The organism is Cellulomonas xylanilytica (assembly GCF_007989805.1).
In the GTDB taxonomy this organism is placed as follows: domain Bacteria; phylum Actinomycetota; class Actinomycetes; order Actinomycetales; family Cellulomonadaceae; genus Cellulomonas; species Cellulomonas xylanilytica.
On sequence record NZ_BJUB01000003.1, the window covers coordinates 274,147 to 293,327 of the forward strand.

Annotated in this window: 10 protein-coding genes and 2 tRNA genes; 1 reads left to right on the forward strand and 11 read right to left on the reverse strand. The window is 70.6% G+C overall.

Features of this window, described 5'->3' with window-relative positions; translation table 11 throughout:
* Nucleotides 1–53: 53 nt before the first annotated feature.
* The 7 genes from CXY01_RS06645 to CXY01_RS06675 form a co-directional block, all read right to left on the reverse strand.
* Nucleotides 54–368 carry a chorismate mutase gene (locus CXY01_RS06645; protein WP_146926312.1) on the reverse strand — a complete coding sequence of 105 codons (315 nt, stop codon included), beginning with the start codon at nucleotides 366–368 and terminating at the stop codon, nucleotides 54–56.
* A gap of 31 nt (nucleotides 369–399) precedes the next feature.
* The gene (gene clpX / locus CXY01_RS06650; RefSeq protein ID WP_146926313.1) at nucleotides 400–1,680 is read right to left on the reverse strand and encodes an ATP-dependent Clp protease ATP-binding subunit ClpX; all 1,281 of its coding nucleotides are present in this window, start codon (nucleotides 1,678–1,680) and stop codon (nucleotides 400–402) included.
* A 224-nt stretch (nucleotides 1,681–1,904) separates the two neighbouring features.
* Nucleotides 1,905–2,606: an ATP-dependent Clp protease proteolytic subunit gene (locus CXY01_RS06655; protein ID WP_146926314.1), complete on the reverse strand. Its 702-nt coding sequence runs from the start codon at nucleotides 2,604–2,606 to the stop codon at nucleotides 1,905–1,907.
* Between the two features lie 34 nt (nucleotides 2,607–2,640).
* On the reverse strand, nucleotides 2,641–3,240 hold the full coding sequence (locus CXY01_RS06660; RefSeq protein WP_146926507.1) for an ATP-dependent Clp protease proteolytic subunit: 600 nt from the start codon (nucleotides 3,238–3,240) through the stop codon (nucleotides 2,641–2,643).
* A gap of 165 nt (nucleotides 3,241–3,405) precedes the next feature.
* On the reverse strand, nucleotides 3,406–4,065 hold the full coding sequence (locus CXY01_RS06665) for a dihydrofolate reductase family protein (protein ID WP_146926315.1): 660 nt from the start codon (nucleotides 4,063–4,065) through the stop codon (nucleotides 3,406–3,408).
* A 76-nt stretch (nucleotides 4,066–4,141) separates the two neighbouring features.
* Nucleotides 4,142–5,566 carry a trigger factor gene (tig, locus tag CXY01_RS06670; protein WP_146926316.1) on the reverse strand — a complete coding sequence of 475 codons (1,425 nt, stop codon included), beginning with the start codon at nucleotides 5,564–5,566 and terminating at the stop codon, nucleotides 4,142–4,144.
* 199 nt (nucleotides 5,567–5,765) lie between these two features.
* Nucleotides 5,766–5,839 (reverse strand) — tRNA-Pro (locus tag CXY01_RS06675).
* 115 nt (nucleotides 5,840–5,954) lie between these two features.
* Here CXY01_RS06675 and CXY01_RS06680 point away from each other — a divergent pair.
* Nucleotides 5,955–6,025 (forward strand) — tRNA-Gly (locus CXY01_RS06680).
* A gap of 17 nt (nucleotides 6,026–6,042) precedes the next feature.
* On the opposite strand, the gene CXY01_RS06685 is transcribed toward CXY01_RS06680, so the two are convergent.
* From CXY01_RS06685 to CXY01_RS06700, 4 genes are all read right to left on the reverse strand, one after another.
* Nucleotides 6,043–7,677 carry a SulP family inorganic anion transporter gene (locus tag CXY01_RS06685; RefSeq protein ID WP_146926317.1) on the reverse strand — a complete coding sequence of 545 codons (1,635 nt, stop codon included), beginning with the start codon at nucleotides 7,675–7,677 and terminating at the stop codon, nucleotides 6,043–6,045.
* Nucleotides 7,678–7,754: 77 nt separating this feature from the next.
* Nucleotides 7,755–9,659 (reverse strand): alkyl/aryl-sulfatase, encoded by a 1,905-nt coding sequence (locus CXY01_RS06690; protein WP_146926319.1) that lies wholly within the window; start codon nucleotides 9,657–9,659, stop codon nucleotides 7,755–7,757.
* Nucleotides 9,660–9,707: 48 nt separating this feature from the next.
* Nucleotides 9,708–10,565, reverse strand: a complete 858-nt coding sequence (locus tag CXY01_RS06695) for a bile acid:sodium symporter family protein (protein WP_222594501.1) — start codon at nucleotides 10,563–10,565, stop codon at nucleotides 9,708–9,710.
* A gap of 152 nt (nucleotides 10,566–10,717) precedes the next feature.
* On the reverse strand, nucleotides 10,718–19,009 hold the full coding sequence (locus tag CXY01_RS06700) for a DUF5979 domain-containing protein (RefSeq protein ID WP_186813313.1): 8,292 nt from the start codon (nucleotides 19,007–19,009) through the stop codon (nucleotides 10,718–10,720).
* Nucleotides 19,010–19,181 lie beyond the last annotated feature (172 nt).

Sequence of the window (19,181 nt, forward strand, 5' to 3'; positions counted from 1 at the left end):
GAGCTGACCCCATCTACCTTCCGCTCCTGCGGCTGGCGGCGCCACCCCGAATCTCAGTCGCGCTGCGCGTGCCCCTGGGCGATCGCCTCGTGGTGCTGGATGACCTCTTCGACGATGAAGGCCAGGAACTTCTCCGCGAACACGGGGTCGAGGTCGGCGGTGTGCGCCAGCTCGCGCAGCCGGGCCACCTGCTGCTCCTCGCGCGCGGGGTCCGACGGAGGCAGCCCGGTGGTCGCCTTGAGCACACCCACCTGCTGCGTCGCCTTGAACCGCTCCGCCAGCAGGTACACCAGGGCGGCGTCGATGTTGTCGATGCTGCCGCGCAGGCGGGCCAGCTCGGCGGGGATCGGGGTCGGCAGGTCGCTCACGGTCGCGATCCTAGGCCGGACGAGCGACCGGTCAGGCGCTCTTCTCGCGGGGTGTGCGCTTCTCCTCGCCGCTGTCCCGCGGGATCAGCGTCGGGTTCACGTTCTCCAGCACCACGTCGCGCGTGATGACGACCCGGCCGACGTCGTCGCGGCTGGGCACCTCGAACATCACCTGCTGGAGGACCTCTTCCATGATGGCGCGCAGGCCACGAGCGCCGGTGCCGCGCAGCAGCGCCTGGTCGGCGATGGAGGCGACGGCCTCGTCGTCGAACTCGAGCTCGACCCCGTCGATCTGGAACATCCGCTGGTACTGCTTGACCAGGGCGTTCTTGGGTTCGGTGAGGATGCGCACCAGCGCGTCCTGGTCCAGGCGGGAGACCGCGGCGACCACGGGGAGACGGCCGATGAACTCGGGGATCAGCCCGTACTTCTGCAGGTCCTCGGGCCGGACCTCGGCGAACAGGTCGCCCTCGTCCACCGAGTCCAGCAGCGGGGCACCGAAGCCGACGACGCGCTTGCGCGCACGGGCGGCGATGATGTCGTCGAGCCCGGAGAACGCGCCGGCCACGATGAACAGCACGTTCGTCGTGTCGATCTGGATGAACTCCTGGTGCGGGTGCTTGCGACCGCCCTGCGGCGGGACCGAGGCCGTCGTGCCCTCGATGATCTTGAGCAGCGCCTGCTGGACGCCCTCGCCGGAGACGTCACGCGTGATCGACGGGTTCTCGCTCTTGCGGGCGATCTTGTCGATCTCGTCGATGTAGATGATCCCCGACTCGGCCTTCTTGACGTCGTAGTCGGCGGCCTGGATGAGCTTGAGGAGGATGTTCTCGACGTCCTCGCCGACGTAGCCGGCCTCGGTCAGGGCCGTGGCGTCCGCGATGGCGAAGGGGACGTTCAGCATGCGGGCGAGGGTCTGCGCGAGGTACGTCTTGCCGGTGCCCGTGGGGCCGACGAGCAGGATGTTCGACTTCGCGATCTCGATGTGGTCGTCCGTCGTGGACGTGCGCACCTCACCGGCCTGCACCCGCTTGTAGTGGTTGTACACCGCGACCGCGAGGGCCCGCTTGGCCGACTCCTGGCCGATGATGTACTGCTCGAGGAACTCGAAGATCTCCTTCGGCTTCGGCAGCTCGACCAGGCCGACCTCGGTGGCCTCCGCCAGCTCTTCCTCGATGATCTCGTTGCAGAGCTCGATGCACTCGTCGCAGATGTAGACCCCGGGCCCGGCGATCAGCTTCTTGACCTGCTTCTGCGACTTGCCGCAGAAGGAACACTTGAGGAGATCGGCCCCGTCCCCGATACGAGCCACGTCGATCCCCTTCCTCGTGTCGCCCTCCGCCCGACGGGCGGTGCGTCGTCAGTGCGTCACCCCGCGGGGTGCGCGTCCTCCCCCATTGCACACCACCCGGGCCGGGATGTCAGCCGAACACACGGGTCGGCGAGTCTCGGCGTTTCGTGCATCTGTGCCGGGCGTGTCGGGTGGGACGCGCCCGAGCCGGGTCCCACCGCAGCGGGACCCGGCTCGGGAAGGTGCTACTTGGGCTGCACGGTCGTCGGGACGACGCCCTTGCGGCTCGCGAGCACCTGGTCGACGATCCCGTACTCCAGCGCCTGCTGCGCGGTGAGGATCTTGTCGCGCTCGATGTCCTTGCGGACCAGCTCGATGTCCCGCCCGGTGTGGTGAGCGATGGTCAGCTCGAGCCACTCGCGCATGCGGATGAGCTCGTTGGCGTGGATCTCGATGTCGGACGCCTGCGCGTAGCCGCCACCCTCCATCGCGGGCTGGTGGATCAGCACGCGCGCGTTCGGCAGCGCCAGACGCTTGCCGGGCGAACCCGCCGCGAGCAGCACCGCGGCCGCCGAGGCAGCCTGCCCGAGGCAGACCGTCTGGATGTGCGGCTTGATGTACTGCATCGTGTCGTAGATCGCCGTGAGCGCCGTGAACGAGCCACCGGGCGAGTTGATGTACAGGATGATGTCGCGGTCCGGGTCGGTGCTCTCCAGCACCAGCAGCTGGGCCATGACGTCGTCGGCCGAGGCGTCGTCCACCTGCACGCCGAGGAAGATGATGCGGTCCTCGAACAGCTTGGTGTACGGGTCCTGGCGCTTGAAGCCGTAGGCCGTGCGCTCCTCGAACTGCGGCAGCACGTACCGGGCGGCCGGCGAGGACGGTGCGAGACCGCCCGGCCCGGCCAGCATCCCGGCGCGCGCCATGAACTGAGATTCCATGCTCATGAGCTTCTCCTCAAGAAATGAAAGTCGGGGGCCGTCAGGCCGTGCCGCCGCCGCCGGCGACCGAGTCGGCCTTGGTGACGACCTTGTCCACGAAGCCGTACTCCAGCGCCTCGGGAGCGGTGAACCAGCGGTCACGGTCGGCGTCGGAGTTGATCTGGTCGACGCTCTTGCCTGTCTGCGCCGCCGTCAGCTCGGCCAGCACGGTCTTCATGTGGAGGATCAGCTGTGCGTTGATCCGCACGTCGGTCGCGGTGCCCCCGATGCCACCCGAGGGCTGGTGCATCATCACGCGGGCGTGCGGCAGGGCGTAGCGCTTGCCCTTGGCACCCGACGAGAGCAGGAACTGCCCCATCGACGCGGCCATGCCCATCGCGATGGTGGCGACGTCCGGCTGGATGTACTGCATCGTGTCGTAGATCGCCATGCCCGCGGTGATCGAGCCACCGGGCGAGTTGATGTACAGCCAGATGTCCTTGTCCGGGTCCTCCGCGGCCAGCAGCATCATCTGCGCGCAGATGGCGTTCGCGTTCTCGTCGCGCACCTCGGAGCCGAGCCAGATGATGCGCTCGCGGAGCAGTCGGTTGTAGATGGAGTCATTGAGGCCGAAGGCCGGGCTGTCGGCCCTGGCCATCATCGGCGCTAGCTCGTTCACGAAGGCTCCCTCGTCTGACGGTGACGTCTGTCCTGCACCGCACGACCGTCCCTGTCCGGGACCCGTGCGATGCAGTGACCCTAACGCGCAGCCACACCCGTCCATGGCCCGGCACCGAGCGTTTTCGCTGTCGGCAGAGCAGGGCGGCTACGCGCCCGCGCGACGAGTGAGGACCAGATGGACGACGCCGGACGGCGACGGGGTCGCCTCGACGTCGAAGCGCTGCTCGAGCGCCTCGAGCCCGTCCCACAGCCGTTCGCCGCGGCCCAGGACGATCGGCACGACGACCACGTGCAGGTGGTCGATCAGGTCGGCCTCGAGGAACTGCCGGACCGTGCTCACACCGCCACCGATCCGCACGTCCAGGCCGCCGGCCAGCTCACGCGCCTGCGCGAGCGCCTCGGCCGGATCCGCGTCGACGAAGTGGAAGGTCGTGCCGCCCTCCATCTCGAGGGTCGGTCGAGGATGGTGCGTCAGGACGACGACAGGGGTGTGGAAGACCGGGTCGTCACCCCACCACCCCCTCCATCCGTCGTCCTCCCACGGTCCGCGCTGAGGGCCGAACTTGTTGCGCCCCATGATCTCGGCCCCGATCCCCGGGGCCCACTGGCTCGCGAACGCCTCGTCGACCCCGAAGGACCCCTCGGTCACGCCGTGGATCCCCATCGCCCGGAACGTGCGGGTCTCGAACGCCCACTCCATCAGCCGGTGCCCCGCGTGGCCGAACGGCGCCTCCAGGGACTGGTCCTCCCCCGTACCGAAACCGTCGAGGGAGATCGAGAAGTTGTGGACGCGCACGAGTGCCATCCGCTCAGCCTAGGGAGCACCGGACGCAGGAAGGCCCCGCACCGATCGACTCGGTGCGGGGCCTTCCGGGCAGACGTCAGGCCTTGGTGTCCTCGGCCGTCTCGACCTCGTCGTCGTACACGTCGAACGCGGCGATGTCGCTCGCGGCGTCGGACGGTGCGGCAGCGGCTGCAGCGGCCTCGGCGGCGTCCGCGGCCTCGGCGGCGTCCTCGGCGTCGGAGCCGATGAACTCCGACAGGTCCACGGCGTTGCCGGAGCCGTCGGTGACAGCGACGCGGCGCAGCGCGACCGCGAGCGCCTTGGAGCGCGCGACCTCGGCGACCATGGTCGGGATCTGGCCCTGCTGGTCGATGGTCTGGATGAAGGTGTTCGGGTCCATGCCGTACTGGCGCGACGCGTTCACCAGGTAGTCGAGCAGCTCGTTCTGGCTGACCTTGATCTCCAGCTGCTCGGCGAGCGTGTCCAGGAGGATCTGGTTGCGCAGCGCGGTGGTCGCCTGCTCGCCGACCTCGGCACGGTGCTCGTCGTCCTCGAGCCGGCCCTCGCCCTCGAGGTGACGGTGCACCTCGGTCTCGACGACGCCCGCGGGCACGGGGATCTCGGTGCCGGCGAGCAGCTGCTCGAGCAGCAGGTCGCGCGCCTGCACGGCCTGGTTCGACGCCTTGATGCTGGACGCCTGCGTGCGCAGGTCGTCCGTCAGCTCCTCGAGCGTGTCGAACTCGCTGGCCAGCTGCGCGAAGTCGTCGTCGGCGTCGGGGAGCTGCCGCTCCTTGACGGTCGTGGCGGTGACGTTCACCTGGGCGGTCTCACCGGCGTGGTCGCCGCCCGCGAGGGCCGTCTCGAACGTGGTGGACTCGCCGGCCGACAGGCCCGTGAGCGCCTCGTCGAGACCCTCGAGCATGTTGCCCGAACCGATCTGGTAGCTGACGCCGGAGACGTTGTCGACCTGCTCGTCGCCGATCGTGGCCGTCAGGTCGATGACGACGAAGTCGCCCTCGGCGGCGGGACGGTCGACGCCGACCAGCGTGCCGAAGCGCTCGCGCAGCGCGTCGAGTCGGGCCGCGACGTCCTCGTCGGAGACCTCGACGTCGTCGACCGTGACGGCGATGCCGTCGAGCGCGGGGACGGTGATCTCGGGGCGGACCTCGACCTCGGCGGTGAAGTGCAGCTCACCCTCCTCGCCGGCGGGCGCGGGGGTCAGGCCGGGGACCTTGGTGACCTCGACCTCGGGCTGGCCGAGCGGGCGCAGCTTGTTCTCGCGGACGGCCTCGGCGTAGAAGCCGGACAGGCCCTCGTTGATGGCGTGCTCCAGCACGGCGGGGCGACCGACGCGCTGGTCGATGATGCGGGGCGGCACCTTGCCCTTGCGGAAGCCGGGGACGACGACGTCCTGGGCGATGTGCTCGTACGCGTGATCGATGCTCGGCTTGAGCTCGTCGTACGTCACCTCGACGGTCAGCTTGACCTTGGTGGGCTCCAGGGTCTCGACGGCGCTCTTCACTTCGATGGTCTCCAACTGATCGGGGCGGGCGCCGGCGACTCCGGCGATCTCCGTTGGTTCAGGGCCGCACGCCGTCGCCCACACCCCGGGAAGGGGCCGACGACCGCACGCTGGCGACCCTCGACCTTACGTCACGGGGAGCGACGGTCCCAAGCCGAGGGGCTGTGGGACCGCGCACTCGCGGGACTGTCGTGCTCGGTCGGGATGGCGGGATTCGAACCCACGACCTTCCGCTCCCAAAGCGGACGCGCTACCAACCTGCGCCACATCCCGGCGCACCCCACCGTGGTCCGTCGGACCACGGACCGTCAGGGTGCACGTTGCGCCCTCACGCACCCGGTACCCTGGGTGCCGCGGTCCTGGCTGTGCGTGCAACAGCCGGACCTGTGCGGACGTAGCTCAATGGTAGAGCCCCAGTCTTCCAAACTGGCTACGCGGGTTCGATTCCCGTCGTCCGCTCGCCTTCCTGTTGCGAGTCAGGGTTGAACGCCCGGTTTCCTGCCTCGCGCCCGTTCGGCGATCTCGTACGCGGTCGTCACGGACTCCATGAGGCGCGGCGTCTCCAGGACGACGGAGTCGTGCCCCAGGACGTCGAGCGTGCCGGAACGTTCGAGGAGCCGGTGCAGGATCGGAGGAACGCCGCACAGGACGAGGTGGACGTCGTGCTCGCGCAGACGCAGGCAGGCCCGCTCGAACGCGCGGAGGAACGTCGCGGACGGGATGCCTGCCGAGCCCCGCAAGGAGAGCACGACTGCCGCGTCGTGGCTGCCGCGGGCGTCGGGCCACTCGTCCTCGAGCCGGTTGATCTCGGCGAAGAACCCGCCGCCGACGTAGTGCAGGACGGTGGTGCGGTCGGACGGGATCTGCTGCGGGGCGTCGTCGATGAGCCACCCCCCGTCCCCGTCGGGGGTGAGCTGCACGAGCCGGCCCCGTCGGGACTCGGCGAACGCGTAGAGCAGGATCGACAGCGCGGCGCCGATGAAGATCGCGTCCTGCAGCGGGAGCTGGGTCGTCGCGGCGAAAGTCACGATCATCGCGGTCGCGGACAGCGGCGACGTGCGCAGGACGAGGACGATGTCGCCCGCCCGCCCTGCGATCAGCTCGCCGCCGATGACGAGCAGGAGGCCGCCGATGACCGCCATCGGGATCTGCCCGGCCACCGGCCCGACGGCCAGCACGAGCAGTGCCAGCCAGACCCCGGCGAAGATCCCCGACCAGCGGGTCTGCGCGCCGGCGCTCGTACCGACACCAGTACGGGACAGCGACCCGCCGGTGGGCAGCGCGGAGAAGAACCCGCCCGCGATGTTCGCCAGGCCCTGCGCGGCGAAGTCCTTCGACGCGTCCGGCCGCGAGCCGTCCGGGTTCCTGACCGCAGCGCCGATCCCTGCGGCCTGCGCCAGCCCGACCAGCGCGATCGCGATCGCGCCGGCGGCGAGCGCGGGCACGGCGCTCAGGTCGGGCAGCGAGAACGGGGGCAGGGAACGCGGGATCGCGGCGATGTCCTGCACCAGCTCGACGTCCGGGCGCACCACGGCGCACACGACGCTCACGACGAGCAGCGCGATCAGTGTCGCGTAGGACTTCAGCCGCCTGACGAACCGGAACGCCGCCCACACCGCGACGGTCGCGAGAGCGACGACGACGGTCGCCGGGTCCCAGCCGCCCACGTGCACGACCGCGTCCCACACCTTGCCGAGCGTGTTGTGCGGGGTCGGTGCGTAGCCCGTCGCGTCCTTGATGACGCCCGCGACGATCTGTAGGGCGATGCCCGTGGTGAACCCGGTCATCACGGCGGTGGACACGAACGACATGACCGAGCCGAGCTTGAGCAGCCCCATGACGAGCATGACGACGCCCACCAGCACGGTGAGCGTCGCGAGCCCTCCGAGGTCACCGGGGTCGAGTCCGGCCGCGGCCAGCACGCTCTGCGACGACAACGCGATCGCGCTGGTCAGCGTCGTGACCATGAGAACCGTGCGCGCGAAGACCGAGCCCACGATCGTCGGGACGACCCCGGACCACAGCCCGAGCGGAGCCGCGAACCCTCCGATGCTCGCGTATGCCATGCCCTCGGGGATCGAGAACAGCCCGGTCACGAACCCGGAGCTCACGTCCCGCGGGGTCGGGCGGCCGAAGGCGGGTTTGTCGGCGGTGGGTACTCCCACCGTCCCTTTTTCTCGATCCACCGTCACGGGGTGACGATGGCGAAGTTCTTGTCGCCGGGATCGAGCACTGCGCCGAGGCGGCCGAGCACCGCGGCGTCGCCGCTCAGCTCGATGCCCGCCCGCGCCAGGCCGTCCGCCGTGAGGTCACCTCCGGCGAGAGCCGGGAGCCGGTGCCGGGTGGTCGTGAGGGTGACGTCCGCGGCCCCGGACTGGGCGGCGGAGCTGTAGGTCAGGACGCCGTTGCCCAGGCGCAGGCGGTACCGCTCGTCGACGTCGGTCAGGACCACGTCGATGGAGAGCTTCTCGTCCCACGCCTTCGGTCCGTCCACCTGGATCGCGATCGCGTCGAACAGCATCGACGGGGTCAGCGCCGCGATGACATCGGGCGCGTTGGTCTCCGTCGGGGTGCCGAACTGACCGTCGCGCAGCTCGACCGCGCCGGAGAGGTAGAAGTCGCGCCAGGTGCCGTTCTCCGAGCCGTAGCCCAGCTGCTCGTAGGTGTCGGCGAGCAGCTCGCGCGCAGCGGCGTGGTCCGGCTGCGCGAACACGACATGGTTGACGAGCTCCGCGACCCACCGGTAGTCGCCCGCCTCGAACGATGCGCGCGCCTTGTCGACGACGGCGTCCGCGCCGCCGCCGAGCTCGACGTACCGCTTGGCCCGCTCGACGGGTGTGTGCTCCCACAGGGTGGCCGGGTTGCCGTTGAACCACCCCAGGTAGCGCTGGTAGATCGCCTTGACGTTGTGGCTGACGGAGCCGTAGTAGCCGCGCGTGCTCCACGCGTTCTCCAGCGCCGGCGGCAGCACGAGCTCCTCCGCGATCTCCGGGCCCGTCAGTCCCTTGTTCAGCAGCCGCAACGTCTGGTCGTGCAGGTAGCCGTACAGGTCGCGCTGAAGGGTCAGGAACTCGACGACGCGCTCGTTGCCCCACGCGGGCCAGTGGTGCGAGGCGAACACGACCTCGATCTCGTCGCTGAACAGGTCGATCGTCTCGGTCAGGTACGTCGCCCACGCGTGCGGGTCGCGCACTACCGCACCGCGCAGCGTCAGCAGGTTGTGCAGGGTGTGCGTGGCGTCCTCGGCGGCACACAGCGCCTTGTGGTCCGGGAAGTAGAAGAGCATCTCCGACGGGGCCTCGGTGCCCGGTGCCATCTGGAACACGATCCGCACGCCGTCGATGACCTCCTCGTGACCCGTCGTCGTGATCAGGTCCGTGGGCTCGATGAGCGTGACCGTGCCCGTCGACGTCGTCTGCCCGAGGCCCGCCCCCACGCCGCCCTGGGGACCGCGCGCCAGGGCGGCACCGTACATGTAGCCCGCCCGGCGACCCATGGCGGTACCGGCGTAGACGTTCTCTGAGATGGCGTGCTCGACGAAGCCTTCGGGTGCGTAGATGCGCACCGCGCCGGAGTCGACGTCCTCCTGCGAGGTCACGCCCTTGACGCCGCCGAAGTGGTCGACATGGGAGTGGGTGTAGATGACCGCGACGACGGGCCGGTCACCACGGTGCTCGCGGTAGAGCTCCATCGCAGCCGCTGCCGTCTCCTTCGAGATCAGCGGGTCGATGACGATGACGCCGGAGTCACCTTCGACGAACGAGATGTTGGACAGGTCTGCTCCGCGGATCTGGTAGATCCCCGGGACCACCTCGAAGAGTCCGTCGGTCGCAGCGAGCGTGGACTGGCGCCACAGGCTGGGGTTCACCGTCTCTGGCGCGTCGCCCTGCAGGAATGCGTACGACGCGTTGTCCCACAGGACAGTGCCGTCCTGCGCCGTGACGACGTTCGGCTCCCGGCGTCCGACGAGTCCGCGCGTCGCGTCCTCGAAGTCCTGCCGATCCGCGAACGGCAAGCTCTCGAGGAGCGCCCGGTGCGCCTGGACGATCGGCGCGGCGGCCGGCTTCGGGGTGGTTTCGCTTCTCTCGGGCATGACTTCCTCACTTCGACGAGGTGGACGTCTCGCCCACCGTTGATGTGCTCACTTCGGCGTGGGTGCCCTGACCGCCCGCCGGCCCAGCTCCGCGGCGACCGGCAGGAGGATCAGCTCGATGAGGACCGCGCCGACCATCACCATGACCAGCACCTCCGGCTGGTCGGTGAAGCTCGTCGTGGCGATCAGGAGCGCGGCGGAGAGATTGCGCTGCGCTGCGCCGAGCCCGGAGACGACCCGCGTGTCACGGTCCGAACCTCCGATGAGGTACCCGACGACGAGCGTGACCACGACGAACAGCGCCGAGGCGACGAACGCCCCCGTGCCGAACGAGTCGACCAGCTCCGGCAACCCGAGGCCGACCGCCAGCACCAGGCCGAGCGCGAGCGCGACGGTTCCGACGGTGTTGAGCGGGGCGGCGAGCGCCTTCGCCTCGTCGTACCGCGCCCGCACCGCCAGCGCGACGGCCAGCGGAAGGAGCATCAGGAACACCAAGGGCTTCGCGATGTCCCAGGCACCGACCTCCAGACCTGGCGCCAGCCACCCCAGCACGAGCGGGACGTACGGGATGGTCACCACCATCAGCAGGATCATCAGTCCCACGGAGTAGGGGACATCTCCCTTCGCCAGCTGAGCCAGCTTGGGAAGGAACGGAGCGCCGGCGGCCGTGCCGAGCAACAGGAGCCCGAGCGTCAGTGAGTCGTCGAGACCGAGCACCTCGGCGAGCCCCCACGCCACCGCGGGCGCCACCACGAAGTTCGAGACGAGCGCGAGCACCACGAGCCGGGCGTTCCTCAGCGGCTCGACGATCTGCCGCACCGTGAGCGACAGTCCGAGCGCCACCATCGACGCGAGCACGAAGGTCAGGATCGCGACCTTGGCCACGTCGAGCAGCGCATCCGACACGTGTCGACGCTACAGAAGCCTCGATCGGGCCGCAGGTCGGGAGCTGCCGTGCTGGCTGTCCGGGAGGACGCGACCAAGGACGTCCCAGGCCATCTCCGCATCGTCGCAGCGTCCCCCGGTGGGCGGCCCGCGACAGGTCGTCGCCGCCTCCTTCAGCCGAGCCTGGGCGCCGCCCTGCGGCCGACGACGACGGCGAGAGCACCGAGCAGCAGGAGGAGCACGGCCAGCGCGACGAGCAGTGAAGGGCTCGACCCGGTGGTCGCGAGAGCGTCCGCGCAACCCGACGCCACCCAGAGCGCCTCGGCCGACATGGGCGCCGAGGACGGTCCGGTCACGGCGGCACCCAGGCGAGATCCCCCGCCTCCGCTCGAGGTGAGCCAGGTGTTGATCACCTCGACCGGCTGGCAGACGTCGTCGCCGACGGGCAGCTGGAACTGGGCCGACGGAGGGTCGGCGGCGGTGGGGACGGTCGGTGTGCCTTCACCGTCGACGACGACCTGCACGGCGTCGGCGCTGCCCGCGTCCGTCTCCGTGACGACGCAGGTCGCGCCCTGGGGCAGGTCCTCGTACACGGCGACCCATCCACCGGCCTCGGACAGGGTCCGCGTCGGTCCTCCCGGGACCGCGACGGGCTCGGTCGCGCCGTCGACCTGCTGGGTGCAGGCGAGGCTGACCGTGAACACGTCGCCCTCGTGGGTGGGCGCGTCGGCACCGGACAGGCTCTTGACCACGCGGACCTCGCCGACGTCGAACGTGTTCGTCACGGTGAGGCTCTGCGGGTCGCCCGCGACAGTCACCACCCCGGGAGCCCCGTCGTCGACGGTCGAGACCGTCGTGGACGTGGCTCCGCCCGTGCCGGGCTCGGTGACGACGCAGCGTGCCCCGACCGGGAGCTGGTCGTAGGTGGCGGGTGATCCGGGCACAAGGGTGCGTGTGGCGCCGCCGGGGACGTCGACGGGCTCGTCGCGGAAGGTACAGGTCAGCGTGACCTGGAACGGGCCGGTGCCGTAGAGGTCGGCTCCCTCGCCTGTCACGACCTTGTCGACGACGAGCGCGCCGAGGTCGTACGTGTTGGTCACCGTGATGAGTACAGGCTCGGCGTCATCGGCCGGTACGACGGTCGTGCCGGGGCCCGCGAGGATGACGGTCCGGGAGATCGTCGTCGAGGTCGCGCCAGCCGCGTCGGTCTCGCTGACGACACAGCGGGCTCCTACCGGCAGCTCGGTGTACGTGACCGTCTCCCCGGGTCCGATCGCTCGCGCCGGTCCCCCGGGAATGTCGATCGGCTCGCCCTGGAACGTGCACCCCAGGGACACCTCGAAGGGCCCCGTGCCGTACTGGGCGCCCGCGCCGTCCACGACCTTGGCCACGCTCAGCTCGCCGAGATCGAACGTGTTCGTCACCGTGATGAGCGCCGGGTCACTGTCGTCACCGGGCACGACCGCCTGGCCGGGGGCACCGTCGACGACCGTCGTGGACACGGTCGTCGAGGTCGCGCCGGCCGCGTCCGTCTCGCTCACCACGCACTCGGCCCCGACAGGCAGGTCCGCGTACGTCACCGTCTCGCCCGGTCCGACGTCCTGCGTCGCACCGCCCGGGATGTCGATCGGCTCGCCCTGGAACGTGCACGCCAGGGACACCTCGAACGGGCCGGTGCCGTACTGGGCGCCCGCGCCGTCCACGACCTTGGCCACGCTGAGCTCGCCGAGGTCGAACGTGTTCGTCACCGTCACGAGCGCGACGACGTCCTCGGAGACGGTGATCGTCGACGGCGTGACCGCGACAGAGGTGGCACCGCCCTGGTCGGTCTCCGTCGCCGTGCACTCGGACGCATCCGGGATGCCGAACCAGACACCGGGCCGTCCCGGTGCGACGTCGCGGGTCGCCCCGCCAGGAATCGTCACCGGCGTCCCTTCGAAGGTGCACGCCAGCGTCACCTCCCACGGCCCTGTCGCGTACTGGGCGCCCTCGCCGTCGACGACCTTCTGCACGACGACCGGGGAGATGCTGTAGGTGTTCGTCACCGTGATCTCAGCGTCGCCGTCAGTGACCACGACCTCGCCGGGGTCCCCGCCGACCACGGTCGTGGTGATGTCGACCGTCGTCGCGTCACCGGTGACCGTCTCCGTCACGACGCACTCCGACCCGACCGGCAGACCGTCGTAGCGCGCGGGAGCGTCCGGGGTGACCTCGCGGGTCGGGCCGCCGGGGATCGCGATCGGCTCACCCTCGTAGGTGCACGCCAGCGACACCTCCCACGGCCCGGTCGCGTAGGGCGCCCCGATGCCGGCGAGCTGCTTGTCGACGACGATCGAGCCGACGTCGAACGTGTTGGTGATGACGACCTCCGCCGGTGCACCGGCGCCGACCGTCACGGTGTCCGGGACGACGACGGCACCCGTCGCTCCACCGTCGTCCGTCTCGGTCACGCCGCAGACCGCGCCCACCGGGAGGTTCGCGATCTGCGCCTCGAGCGGCTCCGTGCCGCCGAGCGTGACGGTGTCGTCGTACACGGTCCGCGGCTGGCCCGGTCCGGCGCCGTCGTCGTCGAACGTGCAGGTCACGGCGATGGTGAACGGGCCGTCGCCGTAGGCGGCACCGCCCTCGCCGTCGACGACCTTGAGCAGGTCGATCGCGCCGACGGCGACGGTGTTCGTCACGACCACGGAGGTCGTGACCTCGTCGTCGGCGTCGAGGGGCGCGAGGACGACCGTGGCGGAGTCGTCCGTCGTCACCGGCGGCTGACCCTCCTGGGTCACGGTGAAGGTGGTCGAGGTCGCGCCGCCCGTCGCGGACTCGGTGAGGACGCACTGCGAGCTGACGGGCAGGCCGGTCAGCTCGACCGGGTCGGCGCCGTCCTCGAGCGTGATGACCATCGGGTCGTCGGGGCCGTAGCCGTCGGCGTACACGGCCTCGCCCAGGAACGTGCACCCCACCGTGACCTCGAACGGGCCGAACGGGACGGGATCGCCGTTCTCGTCGACCGCGGTCGTGTCGACGACCTTCGCCAGGTCGAGGCCGGTCAGCTCGTAGACGTTGACCGCCTCGAGGGCGACCGGGTCCGGTTCCTCACCGATCGTCACGGTGCCGACCTGCAGCTCGGTCTCGCCGTTGCTGCCGTCCTCGGTCACGGTGCACTCGGCGCCGTAGGGCAGGTTCGGCACGACCGTGGCGTCGGGCGGGGTGACGGTGACGGGGATCGGGTCGAGCACCGTCTCGACCCACGTGCCGACGGCCGACGTGCACTGCACCTGGAGGCTGAACGAGTCGGGTGCGTACGCGGCGCCGTCGCCCGTCACCGTCTTCGTGAGCTCGAGGGAGCCGGTCGCCGTCGCGACGCCGACCTTGGTGCCCTCGGTCGGCAGCAGGTTGAACGATCCGGCGGGCGCCTCGACGACGGCGTTGGCCGCGGCCGAGTTGTAGGCGATGGACCGGTCCCCGGCCTCGGGCGCCTCCGGCGGCGTCGTGGTCGTGCCTTCGATGTCGATGGCCTCACCGGGCTCGAAGGGCGCGTCCTCGGGGAACTCGATGACGAACTTCAGCGCGGTGATCGCCTCGAAGACCTCCTCGCTCTCCCCGCCGGTGATCGGGACCCAGCCCGTCGCCGGGTCGCCGGTCGGGCAGACCGGCTCGGACAGCGGGTCCTCGAGGTCGTCCATGCAGTAGTCCTGCGCGAACGTGTAGAAGAACGTCGCCACGGCGCCGTCGGGTGCGTTGATCAGGGTCGGCGGGGGGTCGTTCGTCAGGATCGGCTTCCACTGGGATCCGCGCGCGGAGCCGGCGTAGGAGCCGGTGTCGCCGGGGACGGGGAGGCGGTCGTAGGCGACGACCTTGCTCATCGGCAGGTTGCCGACGTTGTCGATCTCCACCCGCCACGTCTCGTTGTGGCCGGGCTGGACCACGGGGGTGCACGGGTAGGCGTAGAAGCCGTCGGCGTTCGGCGTGCAGGTCGTGGAGGGGTCCGCAGCCGGGTCCACGAGGACCTCGAGCTCGTCGTCGAGGGTCGCCTTGACCAGCTTGGACTGGGCGAGCACGCCCGCCGGCACGCTGGTCACGTCCGCGTCGGCCTGGCACTGCCCTGTCCCGGTGTCGAGGCGCGCGACGCACTCGTCCCACGGCCGGTCACCAGTCGCTCCCGCGGTGTTCAGCACGACCGTCCCGGCCGGCATCCCGAGTCGGAACTGCACCTGGACCGTGATCGTGTACGTCTGGCCCACCTCGAGGACGGTGTCCTCGGGGAAGGAGAACGCGAGGATCTCGATGTCGCCGGTCTGGTCGACCGTGACGTCCGCCGGATCGGTCGGCAACGGGTCGCCGTTGGCCGGGTCCGGTGCGGTGCCGCTGAGGGCGTACGTGAACGGCTCGTCGACGTCCGCCAGGGTCAGCTGCGCTCCATCGGCGTCGGTCGGCATCGGGTCGATGACGACGAGGTCGGAGATCGGCCGGTTGCCGGTGTTGGTGACCGCGATGGTCATCGGGAAGACCGCGTTCGGGGCCTCCGTACCGCCGGTCACGGTGCCGTCGAACGCCTTGGCGACCTGCACGCCGTTCTCGGCGTGCGCGTAGACGATCTGCGCGTCCTGAGAGTCCGTACCGCTGACCGGCACGATGTCGCCGGTCTCGGGGTCGATGACGGTGTCGGCCCCCGTGACGGTGCCGTCGACGGTGTTGCTCGCCACGCCCGGTGCGTCTTCACCGGGGGCCGGCGGGTTGGAGGCGAGGTCCGGCAGGACCGGTCCACCGGTGCGCAGGTCCTCGCGTCGCTCGACGTCCATCGGCACGCTCTGGGTCGGGTTCTCGGGGTTCTCCCAGATCGACCCGTCGGTGCGCGTGAACGTGAACCGCAGCCCCTGGACGTCACCGGGGTCGACGCCGGCGGGCAGCGTGAACGTCGCCGCAGGAGTGCCAGCGACCCATGCCGCACCGCTGACGACGACGCCGTCAGCGCCCGCGGTGAAGGTGCCGCCGACAAGGGCGTCGACCTGGACCTGCTGGATCGGCGTGGCGAGGGTGGCGCCGTCGAAGTCGACGAGGTCGTACTGGTTCCAGAACTGCGGGTCGTCGTCGACGAGAACCATCTCCACCGCACGCGACGGACCGACCGGCTGCCCGGTGATCGTCATGAGCACGGGGCCGGTGCCGGGCTCGACGATCTGGTCGGGCTCGAAGTCCTTGCCGACCTCCACGGCGATCGCCGCCTCCTGGAGGGTCATGTCGGCGCCGTCCCAGGCGACGGGCGTGTCAGCCGTGGTGCCGCCGGGGTCGATGACCTGGGCGGCCGCGAGGTTCGGCACCGGTGAGTAGGCGGCGACGGTGACCGGGGCGCCGGTGTAGCGGTCGAGCGCCCGGAGCTGGAGCCCGAGCACCATCGAGCCGGACGCCTCGCTCGCGATGCGACCGTCGAACGACACCTCGACGCCGACGACATCCTGCAGGTCGGTGGTGGTGAGCGCCTCTGCCTCGGCCCCGTCGTAGACCTCCGTGCTGACGGTCGTCCCGTCCCACGTGGTCAGGGTGACCGTCGTCGTCCCCGTACCGGACGGCGGCGTCAGGTCGATGCTGCGGAGCGTGAACGCGTCGAACGGCTTGGTGCCCTCGGTGACCTGCACGTCGTCGCTGCCCTGCAGGGCGGGGTCGACCAGTCGGAGCTCGTCGACGCGCGCGAGGGACTCGTTCGTCCCGGTGACGGTGACGACCGTGGTCGGGTAGAACGCTGCGGGGGTGCCGGGCGGCGGGACCGAGATCGGTCCCCCGGTCCAGGTCTTGTCGATGCCGACGTTGATCGGCTGGTCGATGATCAGCACCGTCGCGTCGTCGGAGTCGACGTAGTCGTCACCCTCGAACGTCGCGGTGCCCTGCGCGACGTCGTTCACGAGCCCCGCGTCGGTCGTGTTGTAGATCGTGCCGTTGGTCGAGCCCAGGACCGGGCTGCCGTCGCTGCGACGGTCGTCGCGAATCTGGAACGTGAGCTGGACGTGCCGCCCGTCGGCCAGCGTCGACCGTGCCACACCGTCGCCAGGCTGAGGAGTGAGCAGGTCGTCAGTCGTGCGCGACGGCGACTCGCTGTAGGTCAGCCGGGCCGACGTGGCGTCCGCGCTCTCGTCGGCGGACAGGGTGTAGCCGGGGAACGAGCCGTCGCACGGGCACGGGTCCGCCGCTGCCGGCACCCAGGCACCGCCGATGAACAGCTCGACGCTCTCGACCTGGTCGTACTGGATCAACGGGTCGACGGACGCGTCGATGGGCTCGATGCGCACGAGGTCGAAGGCGTCGTAGAACGAGGTCGCGATCGGGGTGCTCTCGGGTGTGCCGATGTCGGAGATCACCATCGGGTCCACGCCGGAGAAGCCGTTCGTGGACCAGGTGATCTGCGCGGTCACCTGGTCGGTCGAGCGCGCCAGGACGGACGGCGGGTCGCCGCCGAGGAACGCCTTGTCGAGGAGGTCGAGGTCGCCGGCCCCGTCCACGGGGAACGGGTCGACCGTCGTGCAGCCCTCGGCGGGGTCGGTCGGCGGCACGGTCCCCGACGACGCGCTCGAGGCCCCGCAGTTGGTCAGGGGGTCGTCGCGGTCGGTCGGGCCGTCGTAGGCGGCGGTGAAGTTCGGCTGGAAGGACGTGCCGGGCGGGAACCCGCCGTCGGTCGAGTCGTAGACGAACTGCACGCCCTCGGCGCCGGCCGGCAGGTCGCAGCTCACCGCCTGCGGACCGGTCCACGGTCCGCACCCGGGCGCGGGCACCCACGCGGTCCCGTCCCAGTAGTTCACGGTGAGGGTCGAGCCCGCGGGGACGTCGGTGGTGCGGACGGACGTGGCGGTGAAGTTCGCCCAGAAGTCGCCGGGTGCGGTGGGGTCGCTCGGGTCCTGCACGACGAACTGGTCGGCCGGCGCCGTGGAGCCGTCGGGACCGAACGGCAGCAGCTCGCTGGGGTGCTGCACGATCACGCTCTGGCCGGGGACGGCGGGGAACGTCGACGGGGTGATCACCTTGGAGGTGTCGGTCGCGAGCCGGTCCGCGAGCGTGACCAGGTCGGCCGATGCCGTGTCCTGCGCGTTCGGGATCGTGGCCGTGACGTCGTTCGGGTGGGTGACGTCGTCGGCGTCCTGGTCGGGGTCGGTGTCGGCGGTGAACGGCACCGAGGCCTGGGCGCCCGTGATGATGTCGCCGGTGAACTCGATGCTGAAGCCGACGACGTCACAGTCGGGCGGAGGGTTGGGCAGCGTCCCGACCGTGGTGGTCTGATCGGTGGGCGTCGAGCCGTCGGCACAGGTGAACGAGACCGATGCCGTGTCGGCGTTCGCGGGCCATTGGACGCCTGTGCCGTCGCCCGCCGGGCCGAACCCCGTGAAGGTCAGCGGGTCGTCGCCCTCGAACGGGCTCGCCGTGCCCGGTGACGGCTCGGTCAGCACGAGGGACGTCGTCGGGTCGCCGCCGTTGGTGGCACCGATCGTCACCGTCGTCGACTCCCCGGCACTGACGGTGGCAGGGTCGAAGCTCTTCGACGCGGTGACGGAGTTGTTCGGCGGGGTGATGACGTACGTGTCGCTCGCCGTCGTCGGGTCGGACTGCCCCTCGGGGTGCACGACGTAGGACTGCACGTCGTTGGTGACGGTCGTCGCGTCGGTCAGCCCGGTGACGGCGTCGCTCTGCTGGACGGACACCGGGATGGTCGCGGTGGCACCGGGCTGGATGTCGCCTGCGAACGTGTAGCGCACGCCCTGGATGGTGCTCGGGTCGACGGAGTCGTCCAGCGGCTCCCACGAGTCGCCGTCCCAGTACTCCTGCGTGACCGTCGTCGCGTTCGGGGGCAGCGTGATGTCGCCCGTCGCCGTGTAGCCGAGGTAGGTGAACGGGTTGGGCGTCGCGGTGGGGTCGACCGGGTCCTGCACGACGAGCTGGTCCACGGGGTCGTTCGAGGTGTTGGTCGCGGACAGCGTCATCGTCGCGGCCGTCCCCGGGGCGGCGATCGCCCCCTCCGGGGTGATGGTCTTGGTGGTGTCGGAGTCGATGATCAGGGGTACGACGGGCGTGATCGTCGCGTCCGCCGGCTCCAGCGGTGCGTTGTCGGCGACGACGGTCGCCGTGTTGGTGATCGGGACGCCGTCCGCCGCGTACAGGAGGTCCGGGTCGACCTCGGCGGTCACGAGGACCTGCGCCTGCACGCCGTTGGGCACGGTCGGCCACGTCGCCGTGACCGTGTCGCTCGTCGTGTCGGCGTCGATGGCACCCCCGGCGGGACCGCTCTGGATCGAGGCGCTGACCAGCTCCAGGCCGTCAGGGAGCGGATCGGTGAGCACCGCGTTCGTGCACGGGTCGGCGTTCGGGTCGGAGCAGGAGATCGTCAGGACGAACTGCACGTTGTCGCCGGGCTCGTACGGGCCGGAGCTGGTCTCCGTCTTGCTGATCCCCCACGTCGCAGCCGCCGCGGGGAGGATCGGCCCGAGCACCAGCGGGAGCGACAGGAGGACGGCACCGAGTGCCGACCAGCCTCGGCGCCACCGATCTCGGCGATGATCACCGCTCCGTCGCAGCCGCGCTCCTTCTGAACGTCGCTCCGCCATGCCCGAGCCCTCGCCGTCTCGCCCCCGCTCGTGCCCGCACACCGTTGTGCGGACACCC